Genomic DNA, 17,295 nt, shown 5'->3' on the forward strand with positions numbered 1-17,295 from the left:
TCGACTCTCAGGTTTGTTGCCGCTTGCCCCCGACGCCTGGACCCCAGGCGGTCACGACAACAAGACGCCGGAGATCGAGCGGCCGGCTGCAGTCTGGCCCCTCGATGCTCGCGTCAACTCTGTCCCCCGAAGCACAGCGGCGACTACGGTCCAACGCAATGCTCAACGCCCGACTCCCACCCCGCGATCCGTGCTGCGTGTGGAGCAGCCCGGCTTGCGGTGAACGCTGCCCCTCGTCTAGTAGTCCGTAACCACCTCTCCCCCGTCCCGGCTGCCCATCGCGCGGAACACGAGGATATCGACGTCGTAGCCGATGGTGTCCACCGATCCGTCGCACATGGCGAACTGGCACCCGCTTGCGTGCGTGCTGCCGAAACTGCGCTCGTTTGGGTCTCCTCCAGTGATCGCCGGGTTGGGCAAGAGGTTGCGGTCCGTGGGCAGAACGAGCGTACCGGTGTCGGCCAGCGGCGGCAGGCTGGTGGAACGGATGACGTCGAGGTCGTACCCTGTTTCCCAGGTCTGGTCGTTCGAGTTCCAGCGGGCGTTGTCGTAGTCGCCGACGGGAATAAACTTCTCTCCGCAAAAGACCGTCTTCGACGTGCCGTCGCTGATCCTCGCTAGCCGGAGTTCAGAATAGCCCAACACCACTCCGTTTGGTTCCCCTTGGTTAAGCTTCCTGTTGGCCAGTGAGGTATAGGGTCGGATCCAGGTCAGCGGGCGCTCCGCGGCGATGGAGCCGGGCCCCGGGCCGATGTAGGTCGGAACAGCGATCGAGCCCATGTTGCCAGCGTAGTCCGACCGCCCGGCCTGGGTCAGCCCGACGACGTTGTGAAACGTTGTCGTGTGGGTGTAGGCAAAGGTCGAGTTCCCTTGCCGGCTGGGGCAGATGAATGCGGGGATCGCGTTTTCTGCACGCGTCTTCCCGAGCGCGGCCTGGTTGCGGCTGATTGTGTCGGGGTCGCCGTCGGAGCCGATCTGGCGGGTCGCGCCTTCCTCGATGAAGTCCAAGATGTTGTAGAGCCAGCCCCCCGGCTGGGAGAGGCCGTAGCCTCGGTCCGGGTCGCCCGCCCAACGCCACCCCCAGCCGCCGTTGGGCATGAACTTGTGCGTACTCTCGTGGTTGGCCGCGGCCAGCCCGAGCTGCTTGAGGTTGTTCTTGCACTGGGCGCGCCGGGCCGCCTCGCGGGCCGCCTGCACCGCGGGCAACAACAACGCCACCAAGATGCCGATGATGGCGATTACCACCAACAGCTCGACCAGGGTGAAAGCATTCGAGCGGTTCGATACGCCGGGCTTACAATAGTTCATGCTGCATCGATCCTTCGGGATTGCCAGCCCAGGCGCCATTGGCACGCGGTGGGTGGCGGGAAAAGGGAGAAAAGTCTGGAAACGAGGCGGAACCTTGGCCGGGCCCCGGGGTTGTTCTTAATATGCCAAATTGACCATGTCAACTGACTTCGTGACCGATCGTGCGATTTTTTGAGCAGCCGGCTGCGCGAACGTGAGCATTGTGCGCTACATCTGCTATTAGCACGGGCAGTTGACAGCAAGGGCGGCCTGACGCGGGCCCAGCCGGACAGTATTTCATCTACTAGCGACGCGAATGCAACGACGTTGCGCTACGCCCATCCCAAGGAGCTGTTTAGTTCTGAAAAGAATGGTTCTCGTTTATTGTCCGCCGGGGCGTAGGTGGATTACGAAAGAAAATACGGGCTGTTCTACAGAAAAACCGGTTTCGTAAGATTGGTCATCGTCGCGACGCCGCTCATGAAGCCCGCAGGCCGAACGACTGGCCCGCGTCCAATAGGTAGCTGGCGAACACCTCGTCCTTGGATGACGCCTCTTCGGCCCCCGGCGAAGCGTCCTGGCCGGGGGAGTCTGCTGGCGTGACAGCAGCCCGGATCGTCGCCAGCAGCAGCAACTGGTCGTCGTTGGTCGCAGCAAACACGGGTTCGGCCAAGACCGCTTTGCCAACCGCGACGCGTTCTGATACCTCGTCAGCGCCGCCAATCGCAAACGCGAACGCCGCGGCAGCGGACGGGCCCGCATCGGCCGCGGCCGCAAGGCTCTCAACGACCCCCGCCTCGGCGGCGGCGGCTGGCGCCGGCGCGAGGGCCGGCGCTGGCTGCATGGCGCCTAGGTTGTCGCGCCAGACCGAGTAGTCGCCGGCGTCGACCACGCCGTCGCCGTTGCCGTCCGCGGCGAGGTGGGTCGTCGACCCGAAGGACCCCTTCCACACCTGGTAGTCGGCCTGCTCGACCGTACCGTTGAAGTCGTAGTCGCCCTCTAGCGGCGCGACCCCGTTCAGGGGCAGGAAGGCGTCGTTCAAGAAGCTGGCCGTGCCGTTGCTGATCACGACTACGTCTTGCAGCGTGACGCCCGGGACGGCCGGCAAGATGCCGGAGATTTTGCCCCCCTCGACGGACGTCAGCGTCGCTTCACGCCCGCCGATCAGCACGGTTGTGTTGGCGAGGCTGCCAAAGTTGACGCCGCCGATGACAAACTGATTGCCCCCCACGGCCGGGGCGCGGAACGGGAACATGTCGTAGGCTTTGGGCGTTACTACCGTGGGGTCGTACGGCTCGGCGATCGTCACCCGGCTCTGGTTCCGGTCCATGCTGATGAGCGTGCCCCCGGGCCCCGCGATAATATCGAGGCCGTCGCCCACGTCGGTGCGGGTGTTCACGTTGGCGAGGTCCGCGCCGTCGGGCGTCAACTCAAAGAAGTAGACCAGGCCGTTGTACTTCTGAGCGAACAACTGCCCCCGGAGCTGGCCGCCGAAGGTCTCTGCGCGGTACTCGTCGATGCCGTCGGTAGACGAGGCCAACTCCGCCAAGGGGGCGGTGTAGTCCGCGTTGCTTGGGACGTCGACATCGTACTCGGCGTTCTCGAGTGTCTGGCGTGGGTCGAGCTTGCCGCGGGGGATGCTTGGGTGGCCGTAGAAGCCCCCCTCGGCGATCAGGTTCAGCTCGTCCTTGGCGATGCCGTTGGGGCCGTTGTCGGTCGCGAAGATGCGCCCCTCGGTGGTCCAGACTAGGTCGAATGGGTTGCGGAACCCGACGGCGAAGGTCTCGACCTCTGTCTCGCCCGGCACGTCGAGCACTTTGACGAAGTTGCCGTAGCGTTGGTCGTTCGGGTCCGGGTTGGGGTCGTTCTCCGACGCGGCCAAAGCGAGCAGCTCTGGGTCGTTCGGGTCGATGAACTCGTACTGGATCGCGCCATTAAACGCTGGGTCGGTGATGCGGGCACGCAGGATGGCCGAAGTGAGCGGCGATTCGGGCGCCTGGGAGCCGTAAATCCCGTCGAACACGCCCGTGTTGGTGTTGCCCCCCACGGCGATCAGCAGGTCGCCGTTGTTGTCGAACTGGATGCCGTTCACCCCGTGGTCGAAACCAGAAACCGGCAGGCCGGTCACGATGTCGGTGACCGTGGAGAAGTTCGGGCCGGTGAGGGTCGACACGCGGCTGCCGTACTCCTCGGTGCCGTCGTAGAGGCTGCTGCGTGTGACGTAGATCGTCGGCGACGCGCCGGGCGGGACCAGCTCGAAGGGGTTGAACGCGATCCCGAGGATCGTGTTGAACCCAGAGAGGTTGGCGACCGTGTTGATGGTCTGCGTGGCGGTGACGTTGTTGGCGCCGTCGAGGGTGTAGGCCTGGATCTGCCCGTTCTGGTTCGCAACGTAAAGCCGGCCGTCGGGGCCGAACGTCCCGGTCGTCGGGTTGGTGATCCCGGTCGTCAGGTTCCGCATGTTGAAGTCGACCTCTACCAGGTCGTCGTCCAGCACGATCACCGGCAGCGACGGCGCGAGGATGCCGTTGTAAAGTGGGTCGAGGCTCGTCAAGGCATGGGTCACCTGCACCGTTTGGGTGCCGTCCAGGTCGCTGTCGTTGACCGCGGTGAGCGTGACGATCTGCGGCTGGTCGTAGTTTTCGGGGGTGAACACGAGCTGGGTGAGGTCCGCGGTCACCTGCGAGCCGGTGCTGATGGTGACCGTGACGTCAGCGGTGGGGGCCACCGTAAGGGACAGCCCGTAGGTGTCGGTGAAGCCGTTTTCCAGCACGGTGGTGTTGCCGCCCGTGGGGAGCAGGGCGAGCTGCGGGGACTCGACCGGGATGATCTCGATCGCGGAGATTTTTCCCCGGTCGACGCCGTCCGGCGCGAGCGCCTCGAACCGCAGGGACATCGCCCCGTCGGTCACTTCGATCAGGGGAAACTCTTGGATCAAGGCCGCAAAGTTGCCGGGGGTGAAGGCGTTCTGGCGGGCCTCGAAGATGTCCAGGTTGTCCGAGATCAGGTCGCCCTCGGCCGACACGTCGAAGATGCGCTGGCCGATGTCGTCGTGGTAGATCTCTGCGTAGTGCAGCCGGAGCGTGTAGAAGCCGTTGGCGACCGGGATCTCGTAGTTCAGGTCGGCGCCGTTGCGTTCGGTTTGGTAGAGGATGTCGTCGACGTCTTCGTCGTTGGCGGTGGTGCCCCCGGTGCCCGGGATGAAGATGTCGTCGGTGACCGAGAACGTCTGGCTCGCGCTGTAGTACTGGTCGGCCTGGAAGTAGTGGCCCTCGGAGTCGACGTGGGCGCTACCCCCGGCGTTGATGCGTACGGCCGAAGGGGTCGTCACCGAGAAGCCGTTGAAGGCGCCGTAGCTGCTGCCGTTGCCGGCGTTCTGAAACACGACCGAAAACTCATCGACGCCCACGACCTTGGTGAAGCTCAGGCTTACAAACGCGTCGTAGAAACTGGCCCCGTAGTCGGTTTCCCCCGTGCCGACCGTGGCGCCGTTGTAGTTGAGCGTAAACAGCGACTCTTGGTTGGCAGCGTCCCCGACGCCGAAGAGCGTGACCGTCACCGTCTGACCCGCCGCGATCTCTTCGAGGCTGGTGACGGTAATCGTGCGCGAAACGTTGTTGATGTAGATGTAGCTATCAAGGATGGGCTCGTCGACGTAGACTCCTTTGTTCGTCGTAAAATCGTTGCCGTTCGCGGAGTCGACGATGTCGAAGATCGCCCCGCCGCTGCCAAGCAGGCCCGTGGCCCCCCCTGCCTGAACGGAATTGACGGTAGCGGCGAGGTCGACCGCGGCATCGGCGACGGCAAAATCCGCCGCGGTCACCGGATTGAGCCCGGCGACGTCACGGTTGAAGTTGACCAGCAACGTCGTGAGCAGCTCCCGACCCTCCAGCGACTCGAAACGCAGCGATCGGGCCGCCTGACGCGGCGATGCGCCGCAATCGAAGAGAGTGAAGGGGCGCGAGGTTTGGGGCCGCTTGCGTCGTGGCATGGCAGAAGTTGTGTCCGGAGATAGTGAATCAGGCGAAAGGGACGCTTGGTTCTGGTCACGCGGGGCGGCTGCGAGAACGCCACGCATGAGCCGCTGAAACCAGGCGTCCCGCATCTTTGCTACGTTTGACGGACGGGCGCCACACCCCGATTGGCTGCTGGCCAGGCTCGGCGAGGCTGGCAGAGTCACGCAGCCGCGCTGACCCCGCTAGGGGCGGCGCGCTCACGCGACTTTGATGCCGGGAGAAAAGGCTAGTGGGTACGCGCATGTATTAGGCGCGCCGCGGGAATGCGGCGTAGCTGCCCGTTGTTGCAAGGACGACCTAGCGATAAGGAGAACAGACGATAACGAGATGCGGCCCGGAGTGACTTCGCACTCCGGCCGGCAAGTACCTGTCCGCTCCATACCCAGAGAGACTACGAAGCAATCTCGGGAACATTTGCAAATAACTTTGGGGGCGTCGGCTAGGAGCAGCAGTTGAGGGAGTGCCCGGGGCCTACGGTCCGCCCACCGGGTGCAGTCTAACAAGCCATGCGGTTTCCAGCCACTCGTGGGTTCCTTTTTTTGCAAGACGCCTGCCGGCCTGTGCCCAACCCGGCGCCGAGCAGCGGCAAATCGGTGTCCCGGCGAGCCGCTCGGCTCGTCCCGCGCCTGCCCGGAGCCGTCTGTCGCCCCCATTGGCGGCGCCCAGGTGGCCGCGGCTATCCGATGCACGTACGCAGCCGCTAGTGGCTGGCGAGACGCGGCGTAGCCCGCCCCGCAACCGCCAAGTATGCGACGCGGCCTAACCGGCGGCCAATCAAGTGATCGGCGCTGGCCGTAGCGCCCTGGGCTTTCGGCGGGCTCAAGAGCGCCCCCGGTCGGCAAGCCCCCGGAAGTACGCTGGCCAGCTTTGGTGCGGACGCCCGGCGGCTGCCGAGAACTGGCTCACGTTATCGCAGGCGCCTTGGCGGATCCCTTCGTAGATCCCCGCGATCACGGCGCCCAAGAACGGACCGAGTTCCGCAACCCGTTCTTCTCGGTACTCCGCCACGGACATCGCCCTGTACTTCAGATCCGTGCCGAATGCGTCGTTCAGGTACCGGGCCAGTTCCGGCTGCGAGATCGCCTGGCCGTGCAGGTTGTAGGTCTGACCGTTGTGCTTGGGCTCGCTCAGCATCCGTGCGTACGCGTAGGCCAGCTCCGGGCGCGTGGTGTAGCCGCACCGCCCATCGCCGGCGCAGTTAGCGATCTCGCCCCGCTCCTTGTACGAATCGATGTAGTCGACATCGGGTTCGATGTAGATCCCATTGCGGCCCACTACCCACTCGAGACCGCTGTTACGGACGTCTGCTTCGGTCTTTCGGTTGCTTTGGACCACCGGCGAGAACGCGGTGTCCTCCTCTGCCCCCTGGACGCTGGTGTAGACGATCTTACGCACGCCTGCGTGCTTGGCCGCCTCGATCACGTTGCGGTGCAACGGAACCCGCCGCTCCGGGGCGTCCATCCCGGAAACCAGCAACACCGCATCGACGCCTTGGAGCGAGCCCTCTAGGTCCCGGGGAGACCCGTAGTCGCCGGGCCGGACCTCGACGCCGAGCGACCCCGCTTTGCCCGGAGTCCGGGCGAGTCCGACAACGTTGCTGCTGCCGACGACGTCGATCGCGGCCCTCACGATCGCCGAACCAAGCCGGCCGCATGCGGCGGTGACTGCGATTTTAGTCATTGAGGTCTGCCAAGATCACGCGAGGGGTTGCGGCGCGGTCGCAGGCCGGTCGGCGCGTGGCCCTCCAAGCGGCCGTCAACCTACCGCATGGATCGGCGAACGCCAAACGCTTGGATCGCCGCGCCAGCGGCCGCTGGCCGGGCGGCCCCAACAATAGGGCCTGGGGCTCGCAACAAAGTGGCGACATCGACCCGCTCTCGGGCTGCTGCGACGCGCTCTGTGGCGTCGGCCGGCCGGGGCGAGTAGCCTACGGGGGTTGCCGGCGCGTCGTGGTGGCGGATTGTCGAACGACGCCCGGTCGGCGGATGGCCGGCGTGGTGCGACGCCGCACCGCTGCGCTCGGAGACCGTCTCTTTTCCCGACCGACAGCAGACTCAAACGCGTCTTCTCTCTATGCCAATCTCTATGCCAACCGAAGCCACCCGTCGCGTTTGGACCGTCCGCCCCCTGATTCCAGCCCTGGGCTGCGCGGCCTGCCTGCTGGGCGCCGGTCTGAGCCTGGCCATAGACGCGGCGGACCATCAGGCGCTAACCCCCGTACGGTTCGACAAGCTGCTCGTCAGCGACCGCTTCTTCTGCGAAGGGGCTACCTGCGCCGACGTCGACAACGATGGGCAGCCCGACTTCATAGCCGGTCCGTTCTGGTTCTCGGGGCCCGGGTTCGATCGCCCCCACCGCTACCGGGCGGGCGAGCCCTACGAGCCGAAGGGGTACTCGGACAACTTCTTTACCTTTGCCCACGACTTCAACGCCGACGGCTGGGTCGATGTGCTGGTTGTCCCTGCGCCGGGCGAGGACGCCTCTTGGTTTGAGAACCCCAAGGGAGAAGATCGGTTGTGGCGCCAGCGGCTGGCGTTCGCGGCGGTCGACAACGAGTCGCCCGCGCTGGTCGACGTGACGGGGGACGGCGCGCCCGAGCTGATCTGCATCGCGGGGGGGCGGTTCGGCTACGCGGCGCCGCCGGAGCGCCCGACCGACGAGGCGTGGCCGTTCCACGCCGTCTCGCCCGACCTGGGCTACACCCGCTACACCCACGGCCTGGGCGCCGGCGACGTGAACGGCGACGGGCGGGCCGACCTGCTCGAGAAGAACGGCTGGTGGGAGCAGCCCGCCGGGGCCGCGGCGGAAGCGTTGTGGCGGTTCCACCCCGTTGCGTTTTCTGAAGCGGGCGGGGCGCAGATGTTTGCCGTTGACCTGGACGGCGACGGCGACAACGACGTCGTCACCAGCAAGAACGCCCACGCGTATGGGCTGGCGTGGTTCGAGAACCATCGCGAGGGGGACGAGCACACGTTCCACGAGCACCCGATCATACCCGAGCGTCCGGCCGCCGACCCAGCAGAGTTGAGCGTCTCCCAACTGCACGCCCTGGGGGTTGCCGACATCAACGGAGACGGCGTCCCCGACCTGGTGACGGGCAAACGGTACTGGGCGCACTCGGGACGCGACCCCGGCGCCGACGAACCGGCCGTGCTGATGTGGCTCGAGACCGTCCGCGACGCGTCCGGCGTCCGGTTTACGCCGCACCTGATCGATAAGAACTCGGGGGTGGGGACGCAGGTCGAGGTCAAGGACATCAACTCCGACGGCTTATTCGACGTGATCGTCGGGAACAAGAAGGGGCTGTTTGTGTTCCGCCAGGCAGCGCCGACCCCGTAAACCGGCCGCCCTACTGGCCGATGTGCCCGATCGCCCAGCCGTGATGCGGGACGATGTTCCGTGCGTTGTGGAGCCCGCCGGCCAGCAGTTCGAACGACGCGTGCGGCAGCTTCAGCCGCTTGGCGCCGATGTTCAGCGCGACGTCGATGGACTGCCGCGGGTCCGCCCGGGCGCTGGTGCGGTAGACGAGCGCGGTATTGGTCAGGCTCAGCACCTCGGTCCGCCCGTCACATAGCCAGGGGCGCTGGCGACGCAATGAGATTAGTTCTTGGTGCAGCGCGTGCATCGACTGCCCGTAGGGCGCCAGCCCGCTTGGGCTGGGAGGGAACTCCGGCCGCACCGCGTCGTCCCCCCCGGCGCGGTGCTCTTTCACGCCGCGGAAGGCCTGCTCGTCGCCGGCGTAGATCGACGGCGAGCCCCCCACCGTCATCAGCACCGCCAACGCGTGCGGCAGGCAGCGCTCGTCTTGCAGTTGGCTGGCGATGCGGGTGACGTCGTGGTTGCCCAGGAACGTCATCGGCGTCATGTGCTGCAAGAAGCCCTCGTGCCGCTCGAGCGCGGCGGAGAGCTCAAAGAAGTTCTGGTCGTTCAGCGCGCTCCAGATGGCCTTCCACAGCTCGTATTGCGTCAGCGAGTCGAGGGTCGAGTCGGCGACCATCCGCACGTAGTCGCCGTGAATTACCTCGCCGACGAAGTAGGCGTCCGGGAACCGCGCGCGGACCCGCGGCAAGACCTGCTTCCAGAACGACGGCGGCACGGCGTAGGCCGCGTCGAGGCGCCACCCCGCGGCGCCGCGCGCCAGCCAGTGGTTCATCACGCGCTCGACGTAGTCGGCGACCGCCGGCTCGTGGTGGTTGAGCGTCACCAACGCGTCGTGCCCCTCGAACACCCCCGCCCGCGGGGGCGCGTCGGCCCCCCGTTTCCAGCGGAGGTGGAACCAGCCCGCAGCCTCGGAGTCGGGGCCCTCGCGCACCGCGCGTTCAAACGGCTCGAACCCGCGGCCGACGTGGTTGAAGACGCCGTCGAGCAACAGCCGCAGGCCCCGCTTTTTGGCCGCCGCCGCCAGCAGGTCGAAGTCTTCATCGTCCCCGAGACGTGGATCGATCCGGAAGTGGTCGACGGTGTCGTAGCCGTGCGTCTCGGATGCAAAGATCGGCCCGAGCGCGATCCCGGTGCAGCCGAGCTCGGCGGCGTAGTCGAGCCACGGTTCCAGCGTGCTCAGGGGGCGGCGGGGCGCGTCTTGCTGCTGGCCGGCGATGGGCGCCGCGCCCAAGAAGCCAAGGGGGTAAAGGTGCCACCAAATCGTGTCTTTCAGTGCGTTCATGCCACAAGGCTAACGTATCGGGGCGCCGGCGCGGACCGCGGTTCTCGTGCGACGGCCCCCGGGCGAGGCGGCTCGCTCGCGGGGCGATCCGGGTTCCTGCAATCACAAGCGATCGCCTACAATCGCGGCTCGCCCGCCCAAGCCCCCACAACCACGCCGGCCGCCCATCCTCCCGACGCTCGACCACAGCCGAGGCCTCCGTCTGACCACCATGTGCGCGTTGTATGCCGCGCAGGGGCTCCCCGACGGGTTTGTGAGGACCGGGGTGAAGCTCTACCTGATCGACCAGGGGGTGGCGACTGACGTGGTGGGCAACATGGTGGCGCTGGTGAGCTGGCCGTGGGCCCTGAAGTGGGTGTGGGGGCCGCTGATCGACCGCTTCAGCCACAACCCGATGGGGCGCCGGCGGCCGTGGATCCTAGGGGCGCAGCTCGGTCTGATGCTCACGCTGGCGAGCATCGTGCTGATGCCGGACCTGGAAGGGAACCTGTACTGGCTCGGGGTGCTGATCCTCACGGCGAACGTGTTCGCGTCGCTGCAGGACGTGTCGGTCGACGCGATGGCGGTCGACCTGCTGCCCGAAGAAGAACGCGGCGTAGCGAACGGCTTCATGTACGGCTCGTCGTACCTGGGCAACTACCTCGGCGCCGCCCTGATCGGCGGGCTGCTGCTCACCGCCGGCATCGGCACGGCGGTCGCCGTTCAGATGGCGATCCTGCTGTCAATCTCGGCCTTCCCGCTGCTGCTGCGTGAGCACCCGGCCGACCTGTTGCTGCCGGGCATCGGCGCCGCCAAGGGCCGCACGCCCCCCGCCAACCGCGACGGCATGGGCCTGGTGCTGCGGCGACTGGGCAGGGCGTTCTCGGTGCGGTCGTCGGTGCTCGCGGCGCTGCTGTCGCTCAGCTCAATGATCGCCGTAAACGCACAGTTGGTCTTCTGGCCGGTCTATCTAAAACACGAACTGGGTTGGTCGACCGAAGCGTACCTGAGGCTCGAGGGAAGCTACGGCGTCTGGGTGGCGCTGGCGGGCTGCCTGTTGGGGGGGCTGTTGGCGTCGGCGGTCGGCGCCAAGCGGGCGGTCGCCGCGTCTGTGCTGGCGTTGTCGCTCGTCTGGTTCGCCCACTATGGGCTGAGCGACTACTGGGGCAGCCCCGGCGTTGTGGCGGCGCTGTTCATCGCCGCGAGCGGGCTTACCGGGCTGCTCGCGGTGTCGATGTTCGCGTTGTTCATGGGGGTCGCCTGGCCCCCGGTCGCGGCCACCCAGTTCACCGCCTACATGGCGCTGCTGAACATGTCGTACGTCCGCGGCGCCAAGCTCGCCTATCCGCTCGAGCGGATATTCGAGTCAGACATGCCTAGCGCCTACTTGGCGCTGGGCGCCTACCAGTTGGCGACCATCGGGCTGGTGCTCGCCATCGATCCTGGCGAGACCCGTCGGAAGCTCGGGGACCCCGGCGCGGGCGAGCACTAGCACGCCGAGCCGCTGTGCGGACGACGACCGCCCTGGCCGCGGGGATCAACCTTGAGGGCGCCCCATGCCCAACTTCGGCCTATTCCGTAGGCGACGCATCGCTTCGGTCTTCGCCGGAAGTTGGGGCTTGGAGCGCCGAGTTCAGGCAACGCCGGCGACCCGGCCGTTGCCCTACCGCTTAGATTGCAATCGGCGGCCAGAACCCGACACCAAAAATCCGTCGGCGGGCGAGCACCGCTGCGGGCCCTGCGCTCGTCCGTCGGCCCGGCTCCACGATTACTGGCGGCAACGGACCGCGGCCGCTTGAGGTGCCAAGAACGCAGGCGGACGCGAATGCGGCGGATCGGCGGGCACTTGTTTGGGGCGGGCTTGTTAGAATCGGCGTCGCCGACGAGAGGTTGTCGGCGTGTGGCGGGCCGGTCGGCGACGAGCGTGACGCGCAGGCGCCGATGGACGTGTTCTAAGCACTAGCAACAGTTTCCTGAGTGACCAAATGACCAACCTGGCTTCCGAATTCCGTACCGCCTTCGAGTACAACAAACTGCTGGCCGAACGGGCGGCGGCGCAGCTCAGCGACGAGCAGCTGCACACGGCGCTCCACGCCGAGACCAATAGCGTCGCCGTCATAATGAAGCACGTCGCCGGCAACCTCCGCTCGCGCTGGACCGACTTCTTGACGGCCGACGGCGAGAAGCCGTGGCGCAACCGCGACGACGAATTTATCGATACGCTCACTAGCCGGAGCGAGGTGCTGGCCGACTGGCAGGGAGGCTGGGAAGCGTGCCTCGGTTCGCTCGGCCGGCTTACCGCCGATGACTTTAGCCGCGAGGTCACGATCCGCGGCGAACGGCTGTCGGTTCCGCTGGCGGTCGGCAGGTCGCTGGCGCACTGCGGCTACCACGCCGTGCAGATCGTCTTGATCAGCCGGATCCTGGTGGGGGACGGGTGGGAGACGCTCACGATCGCCCGGGGCGGCTCTCAGCAGCACAACGCGGGGGCGTGGGGTCGCCAGCAATACGGCCGGGCGCCCGGCGCGTAGGGGCGGCTTGCGACTGCGTGGCGCTTGGGAGCAGCGCGTCCCTCCCGCGGCGCGAGATTTGCAGGAGATGGATCTTCTTGTCTCACTGCGTCGGCTGCCGTTGTGATCCGGCGCTTCCACTTCCACGGTCTAGGCGGTTAAGGATATGGAAACAATCTCGTGCAAGTCAGGCGGACGCCGGCGCCTCGCGGCGGCCGGGCAGGCGGAGATCTACACGGGCCTGCCCCGCGGCTCGGCCTGGGGCGGGTCGGATGGTCCGTTCGCGGCCTACGCGCCAAGAACCATCAGCGGCGACGCGTTGCCGGGCAGGCTGGTCGCCGCGCATACCGACGCCGACTGCGAACAGGCCTATTGGCGTCGCCACTTCCGGGGCCGGCCGTACGCGTCTGCGTTCTGCCTGCTTGAAGACTACGGCCCCGCCTACCGGTACGGATGGGAAAGCCGGTGCCGGTACGACATAGATGAGTTCGACAGTGTCGAACCCGAGCTCGCGCAGGGCTGGTATGAACGCCGCGGCGGCTCGATGCTGATCTGGCGGGCCGCCATGCCCGCCGCGAAGGACGCCTGGCAGCGAGTCACAGACCGCTGCAAGGCGGCCGACCGCGGATGCCCGTAGGACGCGTCGCACCAAGCATCGAAAGCTATCTTGGACCGCGTCCCAAGCGTGAGTGCGACGGCGGGTGGCTCGACGTCCGCCGGGCGATAGCAGGCGGGGTCGACGCCAACCAGAGGCGCCAGCTGTGCGAGATCGACAACTGCGTGGCGACTCGCTCGTTCACGGCAGCGTGGCGGCGGCATCAGCCGGGTCGGAGGGGCCCCCGGTTTTGAGCCAGGGTTACACGATAAGGAGCGGGTCCGGTAACCCGATGCGGATGCTCAAACAGGAGCAAGGCCGGGTCCCAATTCCCCCCCTCGCGTCCTGTTTTGCCAATTATGCACCCGCTTGTGCAGAAATAGTCGAGGGAGTACAAGACCGAATGACGAAACCTAAACGAGGGGCAATCCGCCGCACGCGAAGCAGCCAGGCGCCATCGGTGGTCCGTTGCCGCGACGCATGCGTTGCCGAAACGGGGGTTGCCCGAGAAACCGAGGGGCGTTGCTGATTCGAGCGACAACCGGGTTGCGTCTCTTCCTCGGACGCGCCCAGGGCTCGCCCCGGGATCATCGCGGCGCCCCGCCGCACGCCGCCATGCCATCGCTTCTGCACGCCACCCCTACCCCGCCCCGCTATCAGCCATGTCGCGCCCCCGCCTGCTGCTCATCAATCCCGTCAATCCGTTGCGCACCGGATTCGCCGCGAGCGTCAGCTCACGGTTCCCCCCGCTCAACCTCGGGATCCTCGCCGGCATGGCTGGGCCCGAGTGGGAGGTGGAGCTGATCGATGAGAACTTCGAGACCTTCACCCACCGCGACGCCGACCTCGTGGCGCTCACGGCGTTCACCAGCAGCGTGAACCGGGGCTACGAGATCGCCGACCACTACCGCCGGCTGGGCGTCCCCGTCGTGATCGGCGGCATCCACGCCTCCATGTGCCCGGGCGAGGCGCAGCAATTCGCCGATACGGTTGTTACCGGCGAAGCCGAGAGCGTCTGGTTGCAACTGCTGGCCGACGCCCGCAATGGGCGGCTAGCCCCTTTGTACGCGGGCGCCCTGACGTCACTGACGGATCGCCCCCAAGCACGCCGCGACCTGTTCCACCCCGGGTACATCTTCGGTTCGATCCAAACCTCGCGCGGCTGCCCGATGGACTGCGACTTCTGCTCGGTCACCACGTTCAACGGCCGCCGCTACCGCCGCCGGCCGAACGACGAGGTGCTCGCGGAACTGGAAACCATCCCCCAAGAACTGCTGTTCATCGTCGACGACAACATCATCGGCTACGGCACGGCCGATCGGGCGCAGACGCTGGAGCTGTTCCGCGGCATGGTCGATCGGGGGATCCAGAAGCAGTGGTTCTGCCAGGCGTCGGTGAACGTGGCGGACGACCCCGAGGTGCTCGACTGGGCCTCCCGCGCCGGGTGCAAGATGATCTTCCTGGGCATCGAGGCGGAGGACGGCGATGCGCTGGGCGCCGTGAACAAGCGGCTCAACAAGAAGCGGGGCAGCGACGCCTACGGCGAGATCTTCCGCCGCATCCACGACGCGGGCATCGCCGTGCTCGGCGCCTTCATCTTCGGCATCGACGGCGACACCCCCGACAAGCTCCGCCGCCGAGCCGATTACATCATCGACAGCGACGTAGACGTGGTGCAGATGACCGCCATGACGCCGCTGCCGGGAACAAAGCTGTTCAAGCAGTTCGAGAAAGAAGGCCGCCTGCGCCACGCGAACTTCCCCGCGGACTGGGACCGCTACAACCTCACCGAAGTGGTGTTCGAGCCGCGTGACATGACGGTCCACGAATTCACCCACACGATGCGCGAATGCCTCGACCGGGTCTACGACATGAAGGTCCTCAAGGCAAAGGCCAAGAAGACCCTCGCCGCCACCGGCCGATGGGACGCCACCGAGTTCGCGTGGACCAGCAATCTCAGCTACCGCGAGATCGGCCTCTCGAAGAGCACGTTCGCATTGGTTTGACCGGCGTCGCGTCGAGGGGTCGCAGTTGGCCGCGCGGACCACCTTCTCCGGCCCCGCCCGCCTTCATGCACGCGCCCCCCTTCTGCCGCGGCCTACTGCAGTCGAATGAGGACCTCGTTGCGGCGCAGGGGTCCGGGGGTCCAGGGGGGATCGTAGCCGGCTCGCTCGGCGGCGCCGCTGCCGACCAGCCCCTTCTGGGCCATCCACGCACGCAAATCTTCTTCGGCCTTGGCGGCCGAGTCGGTCTTCATCCGCCCCGCGAAACGCACGACAGCAAACCGTCCCCCCGGTCGCCGCTCGATCTGGACCCCCTTGCCGGACGGCGCCGGGATGCGTTGCTCGCTGACCTGTTTGGGGAGCACGAACCCCATCTGGCCCGGCGCATCGTCCGCCGCGGGCTCCATAAAGACGGGGGTGGTCATCGCTATTTTTTCGGCGTCCTGGTTCGCGCCGTCGATGTACCGAAACAGCCGCATGAAGCCCCCGTCTTCTGCCTGGGATCCGGCCGGCGTGCCGGTCGTCGCCAGCATCAGGTCGGGGTACTCCCGCGTCTGGAACGGGCCCTCCGACTCGAGCACGGTGTAGGCCGCCGACTCGTAGCTGCTGCGCGCCGTGAGCCTCCACCCGAAATAGGCGGCGACAACTAGGGCGGCGGCGATGCCGAGGTAGACCATGCGTCTTCGATTCATGACGGGCTGGGCTGTTGAGTGGGCCGCTGGGGCGGCGCCGGTGGCATGAGACGTGAGCAGTTCTCTTTCGGCGCGTTCGGAACGGGGGCCCCCGGGGGGCACCGGCCCCCAAGGGGGCGGCGCCACGCTTCGGGCAAGGACGCCCAGTCGTTCGCCGCCAGTTAGGGTCTCCTAAATAGCCTAGGACGCTGCGGCGCGATGGCCAGCTCTGCCGTGTCATCGATGTCGTAAGAGAGACGCCCCGCTTTGGCCACGCACTGTGGACGCCATCGACCGTTGACAACGCTGATCTTGCAGATACAATATTTGTATCTGCTTATTGCCAGATGTCTAGCATTCCAGGAGACGCGCCGTGCCCGCCGTCGAGATATCACGGAGCGACTTCGCGGAAGATCGGCAGGGCCGTACCTTCTCCGACGTGCTCAACGACTCGGCGCAGCCGCTGGACGCGGTGCTGGCGTTTTTTAGCACGAGCGACCGCCAGCAACGGATGGAGGATGCAGAGATCCACCACGATCGGGCGCCCCTGGCGGGGGTGATCCGCGAGCTGGAGGCAGAACCCGCGATCGACGCCTACTTCGCGGCGGTTCATCCCTTTGAGACCAAGAGGCTCCGCCAAGCGATCGGCGTGGTTGTGCGGATCGTGATGGAAAGACGCGGGTGGAAGAAGACCGGCCGCAAGGGGTCCTTGGGGGTGCGCGCGGCGTCGGCCACGGGCCAGCCGTCGCACAACACAGGGGGGCTGGCTTTTTGGTTCATCCGAGCCGAACGGTACGAGCTGCCTGCAGGCATGCGGTTCCGGTCCGTAGCAGAGCGGGGTCGAGCGTTGGCGGCGACCAGCCCGAGCCAAGCGGCGGCCGACAGCAGCGAAGTAGGCAAGAGCCCACGCAAGCATCCCTGAGATCTGCTGCGCAACTGCGCGGCGAGAGCGGCGCCTGCCGGATTGAAGATGAAGGGCTGGGGCGGGGCACGCAGTTTCCGCCGCGCAGGAGCGGCGCGTTCGTCACTCGGGCGTGCGGGCGGAGGCTGAGTGCTACGTCCGAGTCCCGGCCCATCCTTCTGTAGGAACATAGATAAAAGCATGCAACCGAGCACCGCTGTCGGGGCCACTCCGCACTACGCCTTGATCGCAGAAGACAACCACCCGCTCGGACCGTCGTGCGTGACGTCCGACGGGCAGTCCTGTACGGCCATCTACGGCTTCACCAACCGTGAGGCGTACGATCGGTTCCGCGGCAGCGGTCGGCCCCCGTGGAGGCCGTACCCGCTCGTGGTCGGCCACCTTGAGCGAATGCTTGCCCGACCGGGGCTGCAACTCGTGGTCCTCGACGCCCCCGGCCAGGACGAGCCAACCCTCGCCGCGGCCGCGGCCGACGCAGTCCTCGCCGCGCAGTCCGGCGGAGCCCTGCAGTTGACCGCGGGCTACGACCTGTCGCGATCGCCGGACGGGACTGCCTACCTCGTCGAACCAGCGCCCCAGTGAATCGGCCTTTGCCGCCCACCGGCAAGCACGGTGGGGCTAACCTTGCGTCCTCATTCCGACCTATCGA

Annotated in this window: 12 protein-coding genes; 7 read left to right on the forward strand and 5 right to left on the reverse strand. The window is 66.7% G+C overall.

All coding sequences use genetic code 11. From position 1 onward, the window contains the following. Positions 1–237 precede the first annotated feature (237 nt). From Pla175_RS12910 to Pla175_RS12920, 3 genes are all read right to left on the reverse strand, one after another. On the reverse strand, positions 238–1,308 hold the full coding sequence (locus tag Pla175_RS12910; protein WP_197527485.1) for a DUF1559 family PulG-like putative transporter: 1,071 nt from the start codon (positions 1,306–1,308) through the stop codon (positions 238–240). Positions 1,309–1,765: 457 nt separating this feature from the next. Further along, positions 1,766–5,278 carry a malectin domain-containing carbohydrate-binding protein gene (locus tag Pla175_RS12915; protein ID WP_197527486.1) on the reverse strand — a complete coding sequence of 1,171 codons (3,513 nt, stop codon included), beginning with the start codon at positions 5,276–5,278 and terminating at the stop codon, positions 1,766–1,768. Positions 5,279–6,122: 844 nt separating this feature from the next. Further along, positions 6,123–6,983, reverse strand: a complete 861-nt coding sequence (locus Pla175_RS12920) for an SDR family oxidoreductase (protein ID WP_145285342.1) — start codon at positions 6,981–6,983, stop codon at positions 6,123–6,125. A gap of 405 nt (positions 6,984–7,388) precedes the next feature. Between Pla175_RS12920 and Pla175_RS12925 the strand changes: the two genes are divergently transcribed. After that, on the forward strand, positions 7,389–8,642 hold the full coding sequence (locus tag Pla175_RS12925) for an FG-GAP repeat domain-containing protein (protein WP_145285346.1): 1,254 nt from the start codon (positions 7,389–7,391) through the stop codon (positions 8,640–8,642). A 10-nt stretch (positions 8,643–8,652) separates the two neighbouring features. Here Pla175_RS12925 and Pla175_RS12930 read toward each other — a convergent pair whose 3' ends face one another. After that, positions 8,653–9,966, reverse strand: coding sequence for an alpha-amylase family protein (locus tag Pla175_RS12930; protein ID WP_145285350.1), 1,314 nt, complete (start codon positions 9,964–9,966; stop codon positions 8,653–8,655). Between the two features lie 211 nt (positions 9,967–10,177). Here Pla175_RS12930 and Pla175_RS12935 point away from each other — a divergent pair, with 211 nt between their 5' ends. The 4 genes from Pla175_RS12935 (at position 10,178) to Pla175_RS12950 (ending at position 15,056) form a co-directional block, all read left to right on the forward strand. Continuing rightward, complete coding sequence (locus Pla175_RS12935) at positions 10,178–11,437, forward strand: MFS transporter (protein ID WP_145285353.1); 1,260 nt, start codon at positions 10,178–10,180, stop codon at positions 11,435–11,437. A gap of 493 nt (positions 11,438–11,930) precedes the next feature. Then, positions 11,931–12,476: a DUF1572 family protein gene (locus Pla175_RS12940; protein WP_145285357.1), complete on the forward strand. Its 546-nt coding sequence runs from the start codon at positions 11,931–11,933 to the stop codon at positions 12,474–12,476. A 145-nt stretch (positions 12,477–12,621) separates the two neighbouring features. After that, a complete protein-coding gene (locus Pla175_RS12945; protein WP_145285361.1) occupies positions 12,622–13,092 on the forward strand; it encodes a hypothetical protein in 471 nt (156 codons plus the stop codon). A 620-nt stretch (positions 13,093–13,712) separates the two neighbouring features. Beyond that, positions 13,713–15,056, forward strand: coding sequence for a B12-binding domain-containing radical SAM protein (locus Pla175_RS12950; RefSeq protein WP_145285364.1), 1,344 nt, complete (start codon positions 13,713–13,715; stop codon positions 15,054–15,056). Between the two features lie 92 nt (positions 15,057–15,148). Here Pla175_RS12950 and Pla175_RS12955 read toward each other — a convergent pair whose 3' ends face one another. Beyond that, positions 15,149–15,745, reverse strand: coding sequence for an SOUL family heme-binding protein (locus Pla175_RS12955; RefSeq protein ID WP_145285368.1), 597 nt, complete (start codon positions 15,743–15,745; stop codon positions 15,149–15,151). 352 nt (positions 15,746–16,097) lie between these two features. Between Pla175_RS12955 and Pla175_RS12960 the strand changes: the two genes are divergently transcribed. Continuing rightward, positions 16,098–16,646 (forward strand): hypothetical protein, encoded by a 549-nt coding sequence (locus tag Pla175_RS12960; protein WP_145285372.1) that lies wholly within the window; start codon positions 16,098–16,100, stop codon positions 16,644–16,646. Between the two features lie 180 nt (positions 16,647–16,826). Continuing rightward, positions 16,827–17,228 carry a hypothetical protein gene (locus tag Pla175_RS12965; RefSeq protein ID WP_145285376.1) on the forward strand — a complete coding sequence of 134 codons (402 nt, stop codon included), beginning with the start codon at positions 16,827–16,829 and terminating at the stop codon, positions 17,226–17,228. Positions 17,229–17,295: the final 67 nt, after the last annotated feature.

The sequence above is a fragment of the Pirellulimonas nuda genome (assembly GCF_007750855.1).
Lineage (GTDB): Bacteria > Planctomycetota > Planctomycetia > Pirellulales > Lacipirellulaceae > Pirellulimonas > Pirellulimonas nuda.